We start from the raw sequence: 18,677 nt of genomic DNA, 5'->3' as shown, positions 1-18,677 counted from the left end.
GGATAGCTTATCGGTAGCTAACCGTCCCTCCATCCACATGACCAAGCGTTGCACTTATTATCTGAATTCGCGCTGTTTACTGACAGGATGACGGAGAGATTGTCCAGATAACGAATATCAACCCGCGCCATTTCACAGACAACGCATATGGCTGACGAGGAAAAGTGGGTCTTTGCTGAGTGGAGTAATAACGGAGAGTCACGACGGTTTAATTTCATGACGAAAGGTAAGTCTTTTATATTAAAAAAGCAGCATAAATTGCGAAAAACGGGTTTATTTAAAGAAAGTTTTAACATTGCCAATAAAAGCCGTTAAACTTAGCGCCTGCCGTTTATTATCAATACGGATGCACAATTTGGTTACGCTGTTTCGCCTGTCACAACACCGCATACCGGCAGTGATCGCCATCATGGCGATTATGCTGCTGTTTATTGCTCCAGAGGTATCGAAATCTCTGGCGCTGCGTCATGACGTCAGCAACCGCGCAACGACTCACACCAGTACGCCGCAACGGCCCGTTATGGTGATGGCGGGTATGGATCATAGCGCGATGGATCACCGTGCCATGCACGCTGAACCTGCCGCGCACAGCCTGTCAGCCACCCGCGAGACACCGGACAGTCATCACAGCGCTGCTGGTGCGATGCCTGCCGGAATGAGCATGATGGACGATATCGCCTGCGGCTACTGCCTGTTCCTGCTGCATTTCCCGCTGCTGCTGTGGGTGTTTGTGCCGCTCATTCTGCAGATGCTGTTATCTTCACGTGCCGCACCCTGCCCGCAAATAATCCTCTTCACCGCAACGCTGTTTACAGGTCTTTGCCAGCCACGCGCACCACCGGCATATTAATTCCCGGAAAATCACAGTTATCGTCTTATTATTGTTGATAAGACAACAGAAATATCAATACAGGTGTTTTGCACCCGTTAGCCCGTGCGCGAAATAAATTTTCTGGCGGCAAATATACGGCTCAGAAAGGAAACAGCGACGCGGGAATATCTTTTTTTCTTTTTATCAAGGAGAGTTCACCATGTTGCATCAGATGAAAAAAACGCTTACCGTCGCTACCCTGCTGGCCAGCGCGCTGCTGTCACAGCAGGTCTTTGCCCATGCACACCTTCATGCCGCTTCGCCGGCAGATAAAGCCACCGTGAATGAGGCACCGAAAGAGATTACGCTGACCTTTACGGAAGGCGTGGAGCCGTCATTCAGTGGCGCGAAGGTGACCGACAGCACCGGTAAACCGATCGCCACCGGTAAAGCCACCTCAGATAAGGCGGATAACAAAGTGCTGCATATTCCGTTCAGCACCGATCTGACGCCGGGAAGCTATAAAGTGGAGTGGCATGTACTGTCCGTCGACGGGCATAAAACCAAAGGCAGTTACAGCTTTACGCAGAAGTAATCTGCACGACGGGCGCAGCACAGGTTGCGCCCGGATAAATACCAGCAATGAGAGCAACCATGGCACTTTTTCCCTCATCACCAAAGACAAAAAAATTCTTTATCGCCCAGGCCTGCGTGGCGTTGATCGCCTGCGTGATCCTGATTAAAGCGATTATTGGCGGCGCGATTGATGAATACAATATGCCGTTTTCTACCTGGCCAGCATCACTGTATATCTCTGAGTTCTTTATGATTCTGGTGTACACACTGGTGTTCACCATCCTGTTCTCAATTCCGCTGTGGTACTTTTTTATCGGCGAACAGGGTACGCAGGAACAGAAGTAAAACTATTCAATACGCCGCACATCAGGATGCTGTTCGCTGGCGGCTTCGTGGTAGATATCCCCCAGCCATAATGGGATTTCAGCCTCGGTGACATCATCAGGGATGATGACGTCATACAGGCGCGACGATTTGCCCTCGGCACGATCAACACGGAACACCTGCCAGCCTTGCGGCGTTGCTTTCACACCAATAAAGCGGCCAAAAACGTTATAAATCATCATGGAGGTCAGCTCCGGTTAATCACAACTGTTGACGACAGATGGCGATTCACCCGCCATCAGCCAGATATAATCGCCACAAACCCTGAAAAAGCAGCATTTTTATCCAAAATATTTTTCAGCCAAAAAAATCATTTCGATGAACCGCAAACTACGTTTAGATCTACCCTCCTCACCATTCAATGAAAAATACAGAGGCCGCTGTGGCAGTTAAGTTGATCGCCGTTGATATGGACGGCACCTTTCTGAAAGATGATAAAACCTATAACCGGGAACGTTTTCAGGCGCAGTATCCGTTGCTGCGGCAACGCGGGATTCATTTTGTCGTCGCCAGCGGCAACCAGTACTGGCAGCTGGAGAGCTTCTTCCCGGAGATCGCCGCAGATATCTCGTTTGTCGCAGAAAACGGCGCATGGGTGATCAGCGAGTCCGAAGAGTTGTTCTGTGGCCATATTCCGTTAGCGCAGGTATTAACGATTCTCGCCGAACTGGCCGATATCCCCAGCGTCTACACCGTGGTCTGTGGTAAAGAGACCGCCTGGCTGCACGAAGATGCGCCACAGGCGATCTTTGCCCATATGTCACGCCACTATCGCCGCCTGAAGCCTTACCATTCTGTCGATGAGATCAGCGATGATATTTTCAAAATCGCCCTGACGCTTGATGACAGCATGATCCCTGAAGTGAAAGCGCATCTGAGCCATAAAGTCGGCGCGACGCTAACGCCAGTGACCAGCGGCTTTGGCTTTATTGATCTGATTATCCCTGGCATCCATAAAGCGCACGGCGTGAAGCTGCTGCAGGAAAAATGGGGCATTACGGATAACGAAGTGGTGGCGCTCGGTGACAGCGGCAATGATAAAGAGATGCTGGCGCACGCGGGCTACAGTTTCAGTATGGCGAACGCCAGTGATGAAGTGAAACAGGTGGCGCGTTATCAGACTGGCCACAACAATGATGAAGCGGTACTGGATGTGATTGATCAGGTGTTAAATAACGCCGCCCCGTTTAACTAAGCCTCTGTCAGCAATAACCGGGATGTGCCTGTGCCACTCCGATCTTTCTGAGCACGCTTCGGCTTACAACGCCGCAGCAATCGCCTCACCCAGTTGCTGCGTGGTAGCCTGACCGCCAAGGTCGCGCGTCAGCCAGTCACCAGCCGCCAGTGTGCGTTCAATTGCCTGCAACACAGCAGCGCCAGCCTCTGCATAACCCAGATGTTCCAGCATCATCGCGCCACACCAGATTTGTCCAATCGGGTTAGCGATGCCTTTCCCGGCGATATCCGGCGCGGAACCGTGCACCGGCTCGAACAGGCTGGGGAAAGTACGTTCCGGGTTAATGTTGGCGGACGGTGCAATACCGATGGTGCCGGTACAGGCCGGGCCGAGATCGGACAGGATGTCACCAAACAGGTTGCTGGCGACCACCACATCAAACCAGTCAGGATGCAGCACAAAATTCGCGGTCAGAATATCGATATGATATTTATCGACTTTCACTTCCGGGTAATGTTCTGCCATCGCCTCGACGCGGCTGTCCCAGTACGGCATGGTAATCGCAATCCCGTTCGATTTGGTGGCCGAAGTCAGGTGTTTCTTTGGCCGCCGCTGCGCCAGCTCGTAAGCGAATTTCAGAATGCGATCGACACCCGTACGCGTCATCACCGTCTCCTGAATCACCACTTCGCGCTCAGTGCCGGGGAACATGGTGCCGCCGACACTGGAGTACTCCCCTTCGGTGTTTTCCCGCACCACATAGAAGTCGATATCTCCCGGCTGGCGATTGGCCAGCGGTGCTTTGACGCCGGGCATCAGCCGTACCGGACGCAGATTGACGTACTGATCAAACATACGGCGGAACTGCAGCAGCGATCCCCACAGTGAAACATGGTCCGGCACCACTTCCGGCCAGCCCACCGCGCCAAAGTAGATGGCATCGAAGTTTTGCAGCGTGGTGAACCAGTCGTCCGGCAGCATTTTGCCATGCTGCTGCCAGTATTCCGCGCTGGCAAAGTCGAACCACTGCCACTCCAGCGGGATACCAAATTTCTCTGCGGCAACGTTCAGCACGCGCACGCCTTCCGGCATCACTTCTTTACCAATGCCATCACCGGCAATCACGGCAATCTTATGTTTTTTTCCTGTCATCGTTTTTCACGCTTCTGGTTGTGAATAGGGCAATGGCAGTATAACGTTGCTGCTGAGGGAAATAATTGCTCTGAAACGAAAGCCAATGTTGAATCAAAGTAAAGAATCTCGCACATCGACCGATGACCTGGCGTTTTTTGTCCGTATCGCCACCCTTGGCAGCCTGACCGCTGTCGCGCGTGAGCTGGGGTTGTCACTGCCTGCGGTCAGTAAACGCCTGAGTCAGCTGGAGTCGCGCCTTGGCGTGCAGCTGCTGCGCCGCACCACCCGGCGGCTGGATCTGACGCCGGAGGGCAAACGTTATCTGGACGGCGCCCGGCCGCTGCTGGATCAACTGGCGGCGCTGGAAGAAGCCGTAAGCAGCCAGACCGCAATACTGCGCGGCACGCTGAATATCAATGCTTCCTTTGGTTTCGGTCGTCGCCACGTCGCGCCCTGCGTGTCGCAGTTTGCTGCGCTGCATCCGCAATTGTCGCTGACGCTGCAGCTCAGCAGCCAGGCGCTGAATTTTCTCGATGCCAATATTGATATCGATATCCGCGTGGGTGAGCCGCCGGATGCGCGGCTGATGGCGCGCAAACTGCGGGCCAACGCCCGTGTGCTGTGCTGCTCCCCTGCTTATGCGCAACAGTATGGCCTGCCCGACAGTATCCCGGCGCTGGCGCAGCATCAGTGCATCCTGCTGCGCCAGTACGAAAGTGATTTCGCCCTGTGGCGCTTATCGCGCGGCAAAGAGACGATCAGCCAGAAAGTGCACGGCCAGCTGGTCACTAATGATGGTGAAGTGGCGATGCGCATGGCAATGGACGGACACGGTATTCTGCTGCGCTCGTGGTGGGATGCTGAAGAAAGCATCACCCGTGGCGATCTGCTGCATGTACTGCCGGACTGGCAGGCACCGGGCGGTGATATTTATGCCGTCTGGCAACCGCAGCGGCAATTGCCAGCACGTATTAGCGCTTTTGTTGATTATCTGGTTCAACATTTGTAACGACTGCACACCTGCTGCACTCTGCCATTAAGTATCAGTGAGCTATAAGAAATTGGGTTCATGATCAATACTGCCATCCATTAGTTGTGCTTTACTATATTAATGACTGGCAAAAGGAATTCTTCATGAAGCTCGGCTCCCGCTTATCTTCCGCGCTACTGCTGCACTCCTCTCTCGGTCGCTGCATCACGCTGTTTGGCGTATTACTGCTGGTGGCGGTCATTACCATCAACAGCTGGTCGCTCAGCCAGTCCTGGCAACGCAGAGTAGCAATGGCGGAGCAAACGGCGGTTAACCTGGCACTCTCCCAGGCTCGCCAGGCGGAAGATACCTTTTTACAGGCGGAGCTGTCGCTCAGAGAAGTGCAGCGCGACCTGCTGAATATGCTCGCCAGCGAGCTTAACCCCACCGAACTGAGCCGGGTGATGCTCGACCTGCAGGAACGCCTGCCGCAGCTGCACGGCTTGTTTTATTACGACGCCAGCGGCAGATGGGTTGCCACCTCCACGCCCAATGTGCAGATCAAAGCCAATAACTCGGACCGTGAATACTTTAGTTATCATCGCACCCATGCCAATAACGGCATTCATATCGGCCCGGTGATTCGCAGCCGCAGCACAGGGGATCTGGTGATCCCGGTATCGCTACGCGTCAACAATCAGGCCGGCGAGTTCGCCGGGGTTATGCTGGCGACCATCAGAGTGGACTATTTTCGCCGCTTTTATTCTTACTACGAGATGGGCAACCGCGATGTGCTGGTTCTGATGCTGGCCGACAGCACCGTACTTTATGCACGTCCGATGCCAGACAGCTATATCGGTAAAAATCTCTCCGGCAGCCCGCTGTTTCGCAGCATGCTGCAGAAAACAGACTCCGGCAGCGGTGAATGGGATGCGGCGCTGGATGGCCAGACACGCATCTTCGGCTTCGCCCGCTCGGAGCGTTATCCGCTGGTCGTGGCCGCGGGCTACGATAAAAACACCCTGCGTAATCAATGGATAAACCATAATGTGCAGGACGTGGTGCTCAATCTGGCCCTGCTGGCGAGTATCTTACTGATGGGCGTTTCGGTCTTACGCCAGGTACGCACCAATCTGAAAAACCAGACAGAACTGGCGCAGCTGCGTGATGAGCTGACCACCATCAACCATACCCTGAAGGCCATGGCGCTGGTGGATGGCCTGACCGGTCTGGCTAACCGTCGCCAGCTTGATATCTTCCTGACGCAAAGCCTGCAACGTTCCGCCCGCAGCGGTAAACCTGTGGCGCTGGTGATGATGGATATCGACTTTTTTAAACGCTACAACGATCACTACGGTCATGTTGCCGGTGATAACTGCCTGAAACGGGTGGGCAGAATTCTTAAATCACTGCCACACCGGCAGGTCGATCTCATTGCCCGCTATGGCGGTGAAGAGTTCGCGCTGGTGTTAACGGATACCACGCTGGAACAGGCGCTGGGCGTCGCCGAACGGGCGGTCAGCGCGATTCGAAATGCAGCAATAGAACATGAGACCAGCGATGTGGCGCAGCAGGTTGTCACCCTGAGCGCCGGCTGTTTTGCGCTGGTCGGCAGCGGCTCAGACGATGATGCGCAGCAGCTGACCGAAGGGGCGGATAAAGCGCTGTATCGTGCCAAACATCATGGACGTAATCAGGTCGCGCAGTAAAACAGCGCAGGGTCATCCGTTGCCCTGCGCTGCACCGTATGCGCCGGTTTATGCCAGCGTGACATCCCCTTCCAGCTGGCAGCTGCACGCCAGCACATAGCCCTGGGCAATCTCTTCTGCACTCAGGGTCATGGTACTGGTGGTGCGATAATCGCCGGAAAGCACACGTGTTTTACAACTGCCACAGACACCGGCGCGACAGGCTGCCGTCACCGGGATCTGATGCTGTTCCATCGCCGCCAGCAGCGTGCTGCCGACCGGCACACGGTAGTGAGCCAGCGGTTGCAGCCGTGTCAGCGTCAGCGTTTTATCAGCAGAAACCACCGCTTCCGGCGGCTGGAAACGCTCAGAGACGATATGGTTCGCTGCCACACCCAGCGCGGCCAGCCAGCTTTCCGTCAGTGCCATATAGGGTGCAGGGCCGCAAATCATCACCCTTCGCGCCTGAATGTCTGGCACCCGCAACTGCAACACATCCTGACTCAGCCGACCAGCGATCTGGCCCGGCTGCGCATCCTGCTCGGCCAGAATGGTCAGATCCAGCTGCGGATAGCGTGCCGCCAGCTGCTGCCACTCGGCGGCAAAAATCACATCCTGCGGGCTGCGTACACTGTAAAACACCTGCACGCTTTGCTGCGGATGGTTTGCCAGCGCGTCACGGGCAATCGACATCACCGGCGTCACGCCACACCCTGCCGCCAGCAGCAGCAAGGGTTGCTCAGCACGGCTGTTGACAAACTCGCCCTGAGCATCCGATAACCATACGTAATCGCCCGGTTTTACCTGCTGCGTCAGCCAGCCGGAGCCGCTGCCACCCGCAATGTGTCGCACCGTCAGGGTGATAAAACGGCTAATCCCCGGAGTGGAAGAGAGCGTATAGGCACGCTGGATTTCTCCCGTCGGACCAATATTGACCCGCGCAAACTGACCCGGCCGATAGTCATAAACATCATGATGAATCAGCGCCAGCGTCCAGACATCAGGCGTCTCGTGGGTAATCGCATGCACCTGCATCCGGTTCGGGCATAACGCCGTTGGCTGATCGGGAAACAGAGGAAAGGTCATCGTCAGTTACTCCGCCAGAAGGGTTTGCAGATCGTTTTCGACTGTAGTAACCGCACGCAGGCCGAATTTTTCATTCAGCACCGCCAGCAGATTGTCAGTAAAAAAGCCCGGTGCCGTCGGCCCGGTGGCGATATTTTTCACCCCCAGCGCCAGCAACGTCAGCAGAATGACAATCGCCTTCTGCTCAAACCATGACAGCACCAGGCTCAGCGGCAGATCGTTTACACCACAGCCCAGTTTTTCCGCCAGGTGTACCGCCAGCATGATCGCCGAATAGGCATCGTTGCACTGACCCACATCCAGCAGACGCGGCAGCCCCTCCAGCGTGCCGAAATCGAGTTTATTAAAGCGGTATTTGCCGCAGGCCAGCGTCATAATCAGGCAGTCCTGCGGCACGCTGCGCGCCAGATCGGTAAAGTAGCTGCGTTCGCTGCGGCTGCCGTCACAACCGCCAATCAGGAAGATATGACGCAGTTTTTTGCTGACAACAAGATCAATCACCGTATCTGCCGCATTGAGTAACGTCTGACGGCCAAAACCGACGGTGATCTCCTGCCCGATCTCACTGTAACGGAAGCCTGGCAGCTGCAATGCCTGCTGAATAACAGGCGCTAAGTCGTTGCCTTCCAGATGCTGCACGCCTGGCCAGCCGACGATGCTGCGCGTCCAGATACGATCGTTATAGCTGCCGACAAACGGATCGATAATGCAGTTGGAAGTCATCACCACCGGGCCCGGGAATTTAGCAAACTCGACCTGCTGATTCTGCCAGCCACTGCCGTAATTGCCCGCCAGATGCGGATATTTTTTCAGCTTAGGATAGCCGTGTGCAGGCAGCATCTCGCCATGGGTATAAATGTTAATTCCGCTCCCTGCGGTTTGCTCCAGCAACATATGCAGGTCTTTCAGATCGTGGCCGGAAATCAGGATCGCCTTCCCGGCACGTGGGCGCACGCTGACACTGGTCGGCTGCGGGTGACCATAGGTATCCGTCTCACCTTTATCCAGCAGCGCCATCACGCTGAAATTCATTTTGCCGATCGCCATCGCGTTATCGAGTAACTCGCCCATATCAGCAGGCTGTGCGCCCAGCCAGGCCATCAGACGATGATATTCGGCGTAAATAACGCTGTCCGCCTGCCCCAGCACATGGGCGTGTTCCATATAGGCCGCTGCACCTTTCAGGCCATACAGACACAGCATGCGCAGGCCATGAATATCCGCGCCGATCTGCGTCTTGTCGCTATCCAGCGCAAACTGCTGCGCCTGTTGCTGCAGTACGTGCAGATCATCACTGACCAGTTGCAGTGCCGCCAGCGGATGACTGACGACAGCCTCCGCATCCAGCAGCCGGCAACGCACCGCCAGCGCTTCGCGATGCATAATCGCTTCACGGGCATAAGCGACGATACGTTGTGAGTCGAAATTAACGTTGGTCAGCGTGGAGAAGAAAGCGCGCGCGGCAAAGCTGTCGATCTCTTCATCGGCAATGCCATAACCTCGCGCCGTCAGCGCCCAGGCGGATAATCCCTGCAGTACCGCAACCAGTAAGTCCTGTAAATCAGAGGTTTCCGCCGTTTTACCACACATGCCCTGCGCATACGCACAGCCATTGCCCGCCGGAGTACGAATCGTTTGCTCACATTGCACACAAAACATATTTCTGTTCCTTTTTTAAAGTTGCATTTTAAATACATGTTTTAGAGCAAGCCTAAAACGAAGCGAAACAGAAATGAATGCGTTTTTACCACTAACTGCCGGGGGATTGATTTAGCGCAACTTTTGTCTGCGGGTCGATGGCCGGAGCTCTGCGCTTCAGCCTGTGTTGTGGACAGCGGAAAAAACAGGAAGAGGGTTTTCCCTCTTCTGCTGTAAGGCGGATAATCAGATTACTCGTTGCCGTAACGGCCAATAATGCTGGCGGCACCAAGAGTATGACCTTTCAGTTTTGCCAGCAGTTCAGTACGATCCAGACCTGCCGGTAAGGCATCTGGCGCTAAATCTGTGGCAATCAGGACAAAGTTATAGTGATGGTAACCACTGCCAGCAGGCGGACAGGGGCCATAATAGTGGCTGGTACCTGGGGTGTTTTTACCGCCTGTATAATCTTTCCCTGCGGTTAATGCGCCCTGGGCAAAGTCGCTTTTGCTGGCAGGAATATTGTATGCCACCAGATGCGTCACCCCGAGTCCTTTAGCGCCAACCGGGTCGTCCACCAGCAGGGTAAAACTTTTGGTGCCTGCCGGGGCGTGGCTCCAGTTGAGTTCAGGGGAAACATTGTCGCCGGTACAGGCCGGATTACTTTTGCTGTTACCGGCAAAAGGCTTATTCAGCACAGCGTTATCGCTAAAATCCTTTGACTGCAGCGTAAACGTTTCTGCTGCCAGCGAGGTGACGGGAAGTAATGCAGCCGTCAGAATGACACACCATTTCTTCATCTCTTTCTCCTGTCAGTAATATTAATCTGCTTAATGATAGCGAAAAAAACAGCCAGGTCAGCGATTTCCGTGACGTTATCCCAAATCTGGGCCGTGATTTCATCAGCAGAATCATGAGATGAACGGCGGTATATCATCGTGAATGAGACACCGGCGGGCAATGCCACAATCGTGAAATGATGAAAATTCGTACAACCCCTGACAGACCGTACTTTACAGTGAAAAATGTCCACTTCTGACTGAACGTGACAACACGCAAAAATGGCTTCCGCCCCAAACAATAAAATGTTATATCATCACAATACCAGTTTCACATGTCGGGAAAGGAACGCGAGTGAACAAACATTTTTCGTTGTTGTTACTGTCGCTGGTCGCAGGAAAAGCCAGCGCATTTCAGGCAAAAATCGCTGTTGACGGGACGAGTCAGCCGCAGGTGGCGACGGAAGTGACCGCGCCGTTTTTGGGTTTCCACGCGCTGGATTCACAGGCGATTCATCCCGGCACCTGCAGTGCCGTTTCGGTCAATGGCTGCGGCTGCCCGTTCTGCGTCCAGTTGCGTAACTCAGGCCGCTGATTCAGGATGTCAGACGCACCACACGCTGCGGCCAGGGGTCAGTAAACTGACCGCCCTCCTGCCACCAGGCGATCTCCTCTTCGGTGAGAAAACAGCGCTGCAGCGCCTGCACAAATGGCGTCAGTTCATCGCGCTGACCGATCACCGTCAGACGGCAGCGGCGATCGCCGAAACGCCCCGGCATCGCCTGTAACTGACGGGTCAGTAGTGCACGCTCTTCCGCACTCAGCTGATTGTCGCGGTGTTGCAGAACACCCGCTTTCCAGTAGCTGATAAATTCCAGACTGATGCTGCCCGCCGCCTGATTCCATAGCAACGCCAGATCGTCCCGCGTCGGCAGCCAGAAAAAGCCCTTGCTGCGGTAGATACCGCGGCCAAGGAATTGCTGATATGTATCCCACAGCCGCTGCGGATGAAACGGCCGGTCATCAGCCAGCACCTGCGAAGCGATATCGTACGACTGCGTCGAATCCGGCGCGGACGGACTTTCAATTTCCGCTTCCAGCTCGTGAATCAGCGTTGTCACCCGGTGAAAATCATACGTATCCATCGCCAGGACATCGTCAAGCGGCAGATTTCCCCACGGCACGGCCATCACCGCCACCAGCGGATTGAGCGGATGGATCGCCTGCGCAATATTGCTGACCACCGGGAATGGCAGACGGTCGCTTTTGGTTAACAGCAGATGGCTGCAAAACATCATCTGCTCTGCCAGCAGATTCTCAATACCACGTCGCCCGTGCTGCAGGTTATGCTGCAGACGCGGGATTAGCATGCTGCCCGCAGCATAATCTTCATCCAGCATCACACTATCCACCAGTGCTAAATAACCGCGCAGGCTGACGCGCGACTGCTGGCGGAAGTATTTCACCAGCGGCAGCGGATGGCTGCTGCCCGAGGTTTCCAGCAGAATCAGATCGGGCGTCTGATGTGCCAGCAGTGTCGTCAGCGCCGCATCCAGTTTTTCAATGCCGCTGGGGCTGCTGATGCTGTCAGCAGAAATGGTGACAAAATTCTGCTTCGCTGCGCTGACGATTTCGCTATTGGCGATCAGCACACCATCAACATCCAGCTCACTCATATCGTTAACGATAATGCAGACCGCCAGCGATCGCTGATGCGCCTGTGCCAGCAGGCTTTTCAGCAGCGTGGTTTTCCCTGCGCCCAGAAAGCCATTGAGGAGAGTCAGTGGAACCTGTTTCATACCCTTTTTCCGTGGTGACGTTGATGCATAAAAAACCCGGCGCTGCCGCCGGGATAACACTTAATGTACTGACCAGGATTCAAACGGATCGGCGAATTTCATCCAGCCATCCGGCCCCTGCGCCAGTTCCTTATCATTCAGCAATGCCGCCTGCAGCCTGCCGCGCAGTGCCGCTTCATCCATATCAATACCGATAAACACCAGCTCCTGACGCGCATCGCCAATGCCGTCAATCCAGTTCGCCATAATCGCCTGCAATGATGCGCTGTCGACCGGCCAGCGTTCCTGTGGCACGCTCACCCACCACATGCCCGCCAGTCCCTGACGCGACACGCCACCCGCCTGCGACCATGACCCCGCGAACGACGGACGTGTCGCCAGCCAGAAGAAACCTTTGGAGCGTACTACACCGGGCATCTCATTGTTGATCACTTCCCACAGCCGCTGCGGATGGAAAGGCCGCCGCGCGCGAAACACAAAACTGGTGATGCCATACTCCTCGGTTTCCGGCGTGTGAGTGCCGCGCAGTTCCTGCAGCCAGCCAGGCGCCTGCGCCGCTTCGTCAAAATCAAACAAGCCGGTATCCAGCACCCGATCCAGCGGCACTTTGCCGAATCGGGCAATTTCGATTCTGGCGCGCGGGTTCAGGCCATGCAGAATAGCGATCAGCTTCTCCTGCTGATGCGAAGTGATTAAATCGGTTTTGTTCAGCACCAGCACATCGCAAAACTCAATCTGATCGATCAGCAAATCCACCACGGTACGTTCATCGTCTTCCCCCAGTGATTCACCACGCGACTGAATACTGTCGTCAGAGCCGTAGTCGCGAATAAAATTAAACGCATCAACCACCGTCACCATGGTATCCAGCCGCGCCACCGCAGAAAGGCTTTGCCCGTCGTCATCGGTAAAAGTGAAGGTTTCAGCAACCGGTAACGGCTCGGCGATGCCGGTCGATTCAATCACCAGATGATCGAAGCGCCCCTCTTTCGCCAGCCGGTTCACCTCCAGCAGTAGATCCTCACGCAGGGTACAGCAGATGCAGCCATTGCTCATTTCCACCAGCTTTTCATCGGTACGGGAAAGTTCTGCGCCACCGTCCCTGACCAGCGCGGCATCGATATTCACTTCGGACATATCATTGACAATCACCGCCACGCGTCGTCCTTCGCGGTTGTTCAGAATATGGTTTAACAGCGTGGTTTTCCCTGCGCCCAAAAAACCGGACAGTACCGTCACGGGTAATCGGTTATCTGCTGCCTGTTCCTCAGCATACATTGACATCTGGCACCTCTTTACAAGCCCAACATAACTTCAAACGATGAAGTGAACACACCTCACACTCTTATTAATTGTTATGTTATAACATGACAATATTCAATACTAGTACGGGATGTGAGGTAATGGACTTTCCGGTGATGCCTGATGCCGTTGCCTGTCAGCAATGACTAGTGCTGCCGTCTGTTAATGATGATGATCATCATGATCGCCATGCGACTGGCCTGAGCCGCCCACTGCAACAATATTAAATGGCTTACCGGCCACCGCCACCGTGCCGCTTTCTTTAAAGGTCAGCGCGTCAATCAGATGCAGCCTGCTGTTCAGCGGATCGGTCACGACGATCTTATCCCCGGCCACGGCAATACGCGGGCGGGGATCGTTCCAGTGGCCGTCCATGGAGTAAGGCCCGGTGACTTTCAGCGATTGCGTAATCTGCCCTTTCAGCACATCAATCTGATGCAGTTTGCCATCTTCAGTGATCACATACGCGAATTTCGCCCGCAGCGGATCAACGGCAAAATGCACGCGGCGCGTCGGCAACTGCAGCAGGCGGAAGCTCTCTTTCTCCGCCGGATCAATCAGCACAATGCGGTCCGGGCCATAGTTGCCAATAAAGTACTGCAACCCTTTACCACCAATCAGCGTTGAGGCGCTGCCCTGTGGCAGTGATGCACTGTACGGTAGCAGTGTGATCTGCGGCACTTTCCCCTGCTGAGTCAGCAACAGTAATCCTTTATCGCAGGCCAGCGCATAGAGACTGCCGGAACCCGCCGAGCCATGCAGCCCCGGGCAGGCGACATCCTCACCCACTTTTTTGCCGGATTCATCCACCACGCGCGCGCCCACCGGACGCTTTGACGCATCTTCCGGGTTGGGAATACTGACCACCGCATAGTGGTCAAACGGCACCGCCACGCCATGATGAGCGGCAACAACATCGATCACCTTCGTATCGGCTTTCTGCTTCAGCACCGCCTGTTCAGTGAACAGCATGGCGCTTTTCTCTTTATCAAACCACTGTGCCACTTTGCCCTGACGTTCCACAAAGTGACCGGGTTTCTGTCCGCTGAAGGTGGTGCTCAGCAGCCGCGGAGGGTCGATATCAATATCGCCGTGATCGCCATGATCATGGAAAGCAATACCGCTGGCGATAGCGGAGACGGTATTCGCACTGCCCTGCACCGCAAACACCGTTTCGCCGCTTTCACTGCGATGCAGCGTTGCCGGGCCTTTAACGGTAAACGTCGCGATGTTATCGCCATCCAGTGCATCAATCACATTCACCACCGGCTGGTCATGGTCCGCCACAAACAGACGCCAGGCCGTGACATCACCGTTGTCGGCAAACGCAGGTGCGGCGAAAGGCCCGATGGCCAGCGCCAGCAGGGAAAGCGGGAAGAGAGGTTTTTTCACAGTCAACTCCATTTAAAAATAAGGATGAGAGGAAGAGATCATCAGCGGGATACCGGCCCGCCGACGGCAGAAGTTAGTGCGCATTCAGCGCGCGGGTAATCACCTGCAGGTTATGGCGCATCATATTGATGTAGCTGGCCGCAGGTCCGTCAGTGGCGGACAACGCATCGGAATAGAGTACGCCCGCCACGGTGGTGCCCGCTTCGGCGGCAATCTGCCGCACCAGGCGTGGACTGCTGATATTTTCAGCAAACACCGCCACGGCGCGGCGCCCTTTTAACGCGCGCACCACGCCAGCAATATCGGCGGCGGAGGCTTCGGATTCGGTGGAGACACTCTGTGGTGACAGGAAATGCAGACCATAGCTCTGCTCAAAATAGCGGAAGGCATTATGGCCAACGACCAGCGTGCGCCGGTGTTGCGCAATATGCTGCATCTGCTGCTGAATATCCTGCTCAAGCTGGCTCAGCTGTGCCAGATAAGCACGCGCATTGCTCTGATAGCCTGCACAGCCAGCCTTATCTGCCGCACAAAACGCTGTCGCGATATTGCTGGCATAGGTTTTGGCATTCGCGACAGACTGCCAGGCATGAGGATCAAAAGGCGCGGCATGGAATACCGCTTTACCCTCATCAAAATGGTAATGCCCGCCTGCAGGATCACGCAGAATAGTTGCGCCCAGGCTGGTTTCCGTCACCACTGCGCGGCTTTCGCTGGCGGCAATCAGGCGCGGCATAAAACCTTCAAACTGCAGACCATTGACCAGAATGACATCGGCTTTTGCCAGCGCAATCGCATCACCGGGTTTCGGTTCATAGACATGGGTATCACTGTCTGCACCGACCAGGGTGCGCAGATTAATCTGGTCTTTACCAATCTGACTGGCGATATCACCAATAATGGAAAAACTGGCCACCACATTGAGTTTTGCGCTGGCAGATGAGCAGACAGCCAGCGCAAATGCCGCAGCCAGCAATCCGGTGGTGCGGGAAGAAAACGTCGCCATAAAGCATTCCTTTTGCTGTTAGTTACAATTGCAACGTTATAACATAACTAACATATTGTGAAACACAAAGCAAAACGGGATGACAGTTGGCGTTCGCGGACGTTAACGAAAGATCTGCGCAGTACGCGCGGTGGTATAGATAAAATGCAGCATCGGCTCAGCATCCATATCCGGGCCGCCGTGCAGCAGTTTTGCTCTCAGCCACTCAATTTCACTGGCGATCTCACCGCTGAACAGGTGCTTATCCTGCGCATTACGCAGCCACTTCAGCAGAAAGGTATTTTTGTGTCTTAAGCTGGTGCATCTCCCGCGGTGACGGGAGATGCCCAGTGCGACGAGAATGCAGAAATAGAAATGCAGCCGCTGTTCAATATGCATAATGGCCATCTTCATCTCACGAATTATCCGGCCACTGCCACACGCTCAGGGCTGCACCAATAGGGTTAACCAGCGGAGACATCAATCCAGATGGTTTTCAGCTCGGTATACTGGTCATGGGCAAACACCGACTTGTCACGGCCGCCAAAACCAGACTGCTAGTAACCACCAAATGGCGTGGTGGCATCCCCTTCACCAAAGCAGTTCACTGTCACCGTCCCGGCACGTACCGCGCGCGACACCGCAATCGCCCGGCGCAGGTTGCCGGTATACACCGATGCCGCCAGCCCGTAAGGCGTATCATTCGCCAGTTCGATGGCTTCCGCTTCAGTACGGAAAGTGGTGACACACAGTACCGGGCCAAAGATCTCCTCACGGAACAGCGTGCTGTCGCGGCTCACCCCATCAATAATGGTGGGCTGGACATAGGCGCCCTGCTCAGTCGCACCGCCGTGGATAATCTTCAGCTTTTCCTGACGCGCGATATCCAGATAACTGCTCACTTTCTGGAAATGCTCACGGCTGACCATCGCGCCAAGGCGGTTAGACGCATCCAGCGGATCACCCATCGTCCACTCCGCCAGTTTGTCAGCCATTAATGCCAGCAGGCGATCCTTCACCGATTCTTCCACCAGCAAACGCGAGGTCGCCGAGCAGTTTTCACCCATATTCCACAGTGCGCCGTTCAGTACCTGCTCTGCCACCTTGTTCAGGTCTTCTGCATCGGCAAACACCAGCGCCGGGTTTTTACCGCCACACTCCAGCACCACCCGTTTCAGGTTGGAATCTGCGGCATAGCGCAGGAAGCGACGGCCGGTCGCGGTGGAGCCGGTAAAGCTCACCATATCGATATCCGGGTGCAGGCCAATCGGTTCTCCCACCTCTTTGCCTGTGCCGGTCACAATATTCAGCACCCCGGCAGGAATGCCCGCCTGATGCGCCAGTTCCGCCACGCGCAGCGCCGTCAGCGAAGTCTGTTCTGCCGGCTTAACAATCACCGAACAACCCGCCGCCAGCGCCGGGCCGATTTTCTATGCCAGCATCAGCAGCGGGAAATTCCATGGCAGCACACAACCGACCACCCCGACCGGCTCACGCACGATCAGCGTCATCGCATCGTTACCGGTCGGCGCGCTGTGGTCATACAGCTTGTCGATGGCCTCGGCATGCCATTTGATAATATGAATAGTTTCCGGCACATCCACTGCCAGGCATTCGCCTACCGGTTTACCGCTGTCGAGGCTTTCCAGCACCGCCAGTTGTTCACTGTTCTGCTCCAGCAGTGCCGCCAGTTCCAGCAATACCGCTTTGCGTGCTGCAGGCGACTGCAAACGCCAGCTCCCCTGCTCAAAGGCGGCGCGTGCCTGCTCGACGGCGAAATCCACATCCACACTGCTGCAGGCGGCGATATCGGTCAGCCGTTCACCCGTCGCCGGATTCACGGTCACCAGTGTTTTCCCCGATGCGGCAGCAACAAAGGCACCATTAATAAACGCCTTGTCCGGCAGTGGCAGGGAACGCGCGATCGCGGCGTAGTCTTTGCCCGCTTGTTCTGTGCTAATTTCGCCTCCTTACAGCACGGTGATCGCAGCAACGTTACGTTTAACGCCTTCGATCACTGCCTGCAGCTGCTGCTTCTCAGCCTCATCCAGCGCCTGCAGCGGCGCACGCACCGGACCGGTCGCCACACCATTCAGCTCAACACCGTATTTGATTGACTGCACAAACTTACCGCCATCCAGGAAGTTCATCAGTGGCATCATCGCGGCCATGATTTTGCGTCCTTTGTCGAAATCTTTCTCGACCACACAGGCGTTATACAGCGCCACATGTTCACGCGGGATAAAGTTGGAACCGGCACATACCCAGCTGCGCGCCCCCCAGGCGAAGAACTCCAGCGCCTGATCATCCCAGCCGCAGGACAGTGCGATATTGGGGAATTTACACGCCAGCAGATGCAGGTTGTTGAGATCGCCGGAGCTTTCTTTAATCGCCACGACGTTCGCTGAGCGGCTCACTTCCGTGAAGAAGGTTTCGCCCATGGAGACACCCATACGACCCGGGTAGTTGTACAGCATGATCGGCAGACCCGCCGCCTTGTCTACTGTCAGTGCATGATGCGCATTTTCCAGCTCGGTCGGCAACGCATAAGGCGGAGTGGTGACCAGAATGGCGTCGGCTTTAATTTCACGCGCATGTTTCGCGTAAGCGACAGCATCTTCAGTACGAATCGCGCCGGTGCCAACGATCAGCGGCAGGCGGGAACCGATCACCTTACGGGCATGTTCCGCCAGCGCCATACGTTCTTCCGCGCTCTGCGCATAGTATTCACCGGTCGAACCACCGATAATGATGCCATGCACGCGTGCTTCGATCAGTGATTCCAGCACCTCAGTAAAACGCGCGTAATCAATCGTGCCGTCAGCCGCGTAAGGGGTCACTGCAGGGGTATAAATGCCTTCAAATGTAAACACGTTGTTGGCGGATTCAAGTTCGAAGTGCAACGCTAAGCCACCTGTCTTAACTCTGCAAAGACCACTGAAGGCTGCCGGAACCC

General features: G+C 55.3%; 18 protein-coding genes and 1 pseudogene. 7 read left to right on the top strand and 12 right to left on the bottom strand.

Translation table 11 applies throughout. The annotated features are described in order from the left end of the window. The first annotated feature begins 355 nt into the window (after positions 1-355). The 3 genes from ACSZO1_RS16075 to ACSZO1_RS16065 all read left to right on the top strand — a co-directional run bounded on the left by ACSZO1_RS16075 (position 356) and on the right by ACSZO1_RS16065 (position 1,732). Positions 356-850 carry a DUF2946 family protein gene (locus ACSZO1_RS16075; protein ID WP_437614327.1) on the top strand — a complete coding sequence of 165 codons (495 nt, stop codon included), beginning with the start codon at positions 356-358 and terminating at the stop codon, positions 848-850. A 181-nt stretch (positions 851-1,031) separates the two neighbouring features. Further along, a complete protein-coding gene (gene copC, locus ACSZO1_RS16070) occupies positions 1,032-1,406 on the top strand; it encodes a copper homeostasis periplasmic binding protein CopC (protein WP_437614325.1) in 375 nt (124 codons plus the stop codon). A gap of 59 nt (positions 1,407-1,465) precedes the next feature. Further along, on the top strand, positions 1,466-1,732 hold the full coding sequence (locus ACSZO1_RS16065) for a DUF2534 family protein (protein ID WP_437614323.1): 267 nt from the start codon (positions 1,466-1,468) through the stop codon (positions 1,730-1,732). 2 nt (positions 1,733-1,734) lie between these two features. On the opposite strand, the gene ACSZO1_RS16060 is transcribed toward ACSZO1_RS16065, so the two are convergent. After that, on the bottom strand, positions 1,735-1,953 hold the full coding sequence (locus ACSZO1_RS16060; protein WP_437614321.1) for a DUF7661 family protein: 219 nt from the start codon (positions 1,951-1,953) through the stop codon (positions 1,735-1,737). A gap of 200 nt (positions 1,954-2,153) precedes the next feature. Between ACSZO1_RS16060 and ACSZO1_RS16055 the strand changes: the two genes are divergently transcribed. Then, on the top strand, positions 2,154-2,966 hold the full coding sequence (locus ACSZO1_RS16055; protein ID WP_437614319.1) for a Cof-type HAD-IIB family hydrolase: 813 nt from the start codon (positions 2,154-2,156) through the stop codon (positions 2,964-2,966). A 63-nt stretch (positions 2,967-3,029) separates the two neighbouring features. On the opposite strand, the gene ACSZO1_RS16050 is transcribed toward ACSZO1_RS16055, so the two are convergent. Next, entirely contained in the window at positions 3,030-4,100 is a 1,071-nt protein-coding gene (locus ACSZO1_RS16050; RefSeq protein ID WP_437614317.1) for a tartrate dehydrogenase, read from the bottom strand. An 85-nt stretch (positions 4,101-4,185) separates the two neighbouring features. Here ACSZO1_RS16050 and ACSZO1_RS16045 point away from each other — a divergent pair, with 85 nt between their 5' ends. Together ACSZO1_RS16045 and ACSZO1_RS16040 are read left to right on the top strand one after the other, a co-directional pair. After that, positions 4,186-5,091, top strand: coding sequence for a LysR family transcriptional regulator (locus tag ACSZO1_RS16045; protein ID WP_437614316.1), 906 nt, complete (start codon positions 4,186-4,188; stop codon positions 5,089-5,091). A gap of 125 nt (positions 5,092-5,216) precedes the next feature. Continuing rightward, positions 5,217-6,761, top strand: a complete 1,545-nt coding sequence (locus ACSZO1_RS16040) for a sensor domain-containing diguanylate cyclase (protein WP_437614314.1) — start codon at positions 5,217-5,219, stop codon at positions 6,759-6,761. 48 nt (positions 6,762-6,809) lie between these two features. On the opposite strand, the gene hcr is transcribed toward ACSZO1_RS16040, so the two are convergent. The 3 genes from hcr to ACSZO1_RS16025 form a co-directional block, all read right to left on the bottom strand. Next, a complete protein-coding gene (hcr, locus tag ACSZO1_RS16035; protein WP_437614312.1) occupies positions 6,810-7,826 on the bottom strand; it encodes an NADH oxidoreductase in 1,017 nt (338 codons plus the stop codon). Between the two features lie 6 nt (positions 7,827-7,832). Continuing rightward, positions 7,833-9,485 carry a hydroxylamine reductase gene (gene hcp, locus ACSZO1_RS16030; RefSeq protein ID WP_437614310.1) on the bottom strand — a complete coding sequence of 551 codons (1,653 nt, stop codon included), beginning with the start codon at positions 9,483-9,485 and terminating at the stop codon, positions 7,833-7,835. Between the two features lie 230 nt (positions 9,486-9,715). Beyond that, positions 9,716-10,264: a YbhB/YbcL family Raf kinase inhibitor-like protein gene (locus ACSZO1_RS16025; RefSeq protein ID WP_437614308.1), complete on the bottom strand. Its 549-nt coding sequence runs from the start codon at positions 10,262-10,264 to the stop codon at positions 9,716-9,718. Between the two features lie 334 nt (positions 10,265-10,598). Here ACSZO1_RS16025 and ACSZO1_RS16020 point away from each other — a divergent pair, with 334 nt between their 5' ends. Continuing rightward, positions 10,599-10,838 carry a hypothetical protein gene (locus ACSZO1_RS16020; RefSeq protein WP_437614306.1) on the top strand — a complete coding sequence of 80 codons (240 nt, stop codon included), beginning with the start codon at positions 10,599-10,601 and terminating at the stop codon, positions 10,836-10,838. A 1-nt stretch (position 10,839) separates the two neighbouring features. On the opposite strand, the gene ACSZO1_RS16015 is transcribed toward ACSZO1_RS16020, so the two are convergent. From ACSZO1_RS16015 to ACSZO1_RS15985, 7 genes and pseudogenes are all read right to left on the bottom strand, one after another. Next, complete coding sequence (locus ACSZO1_RS16015) at positions 10,840-12,042, bottom strand: CobW family GTP-binding protein (RefSeq protein WP_437614304.1); 1,203 nt, start codon at positions 12,040-12,042, stop codon at positions 10,840-10,842. 60 nt (positions 12,043-12,102) lie between these two features. Beyond that, positions 12,103-13,326: a zinc metallochaperone GTPase ZigA gene (gene zigA, locus ACSZO1_RS16010; RefSeq protein WP_437614302.1), complete on the bottom strand. Its 1,224-nt coding sequence runs from the start codon at positions 13,324-13,326 to the stop codon at positions 12,103-12,105. A 180-nt stretch (positions 13,327-13,506) separates the two neighbouring features. After that, on the bottom strand, positions 13,507-14,736 hold the full coding sequence (aztD, locus tag ACSZO1_RS16005; RefSeq protein ID WP_437614300.1) for a zinc metallochaperone AztD: 1,230 nt from the start codon (positions 14,734-14,736) through the stop codon (positions 13,507-13,509). 73 nt (positions 14,737-14,809) lie between these two features. Next, the gene (locus ACSZO1_RS16000; RefSeq protein WP_437614298.1) at positions 14,810-15,742 is read right to left on the bottom strand and encodes a metal ABC transporter solute-binding protein, Zn/Mn family; all 933 of its coding nucleotides are present in this window, start codon (positions 15,740-15,742) and stop codon (positions 14,810-14,812) included. Positions 15,743-15,844: 102 nt separating this feature from the next. Next, positions 15,845-16,135, bottom strand: a complete 291-nt coding sequence (locus tag ACSZO1_RS15995; protein WP_437614296.1) for a hypothetical protein — start codon at positions 16,133-16,135, stop codon at positions 15,845-15,847. Positions 16,136-16,278: 143 nt separating this feature from the next. After that, positions 16,279-17,610: pseudogene (locus tag ACSZO1_RS15990) on the bottom strand (aldehyde dehydrogenase). A gap of 81 nt (positions 17,611-17,691) precedes the next feature. Further along, entirely contained in the window at positions 17,692-18,624 is a 933-nt protein-coding gene (locus tag ACSZO1_RS15985; RefSeq protein WP_437614294.1) for a dihydrodipicolinate synthase family protein, read from the bottom strand. Positions 18,625-18,677 lie beyond the last annotated feature (53 nt).

It is taken from the genome of Erwinia sp. V71 (assembly GCF_965644245.1).
Classification (GTDB): Bacteria; Pseudomonadota; Gammaproteobacteria; order Enterobacterales; family Enterobacteriaceae; genus Erwinia.
Note: the sequence above shows the minus strand (reverse complement) of the source record. Positions and strands in the feature narration are given on the sequence as shown.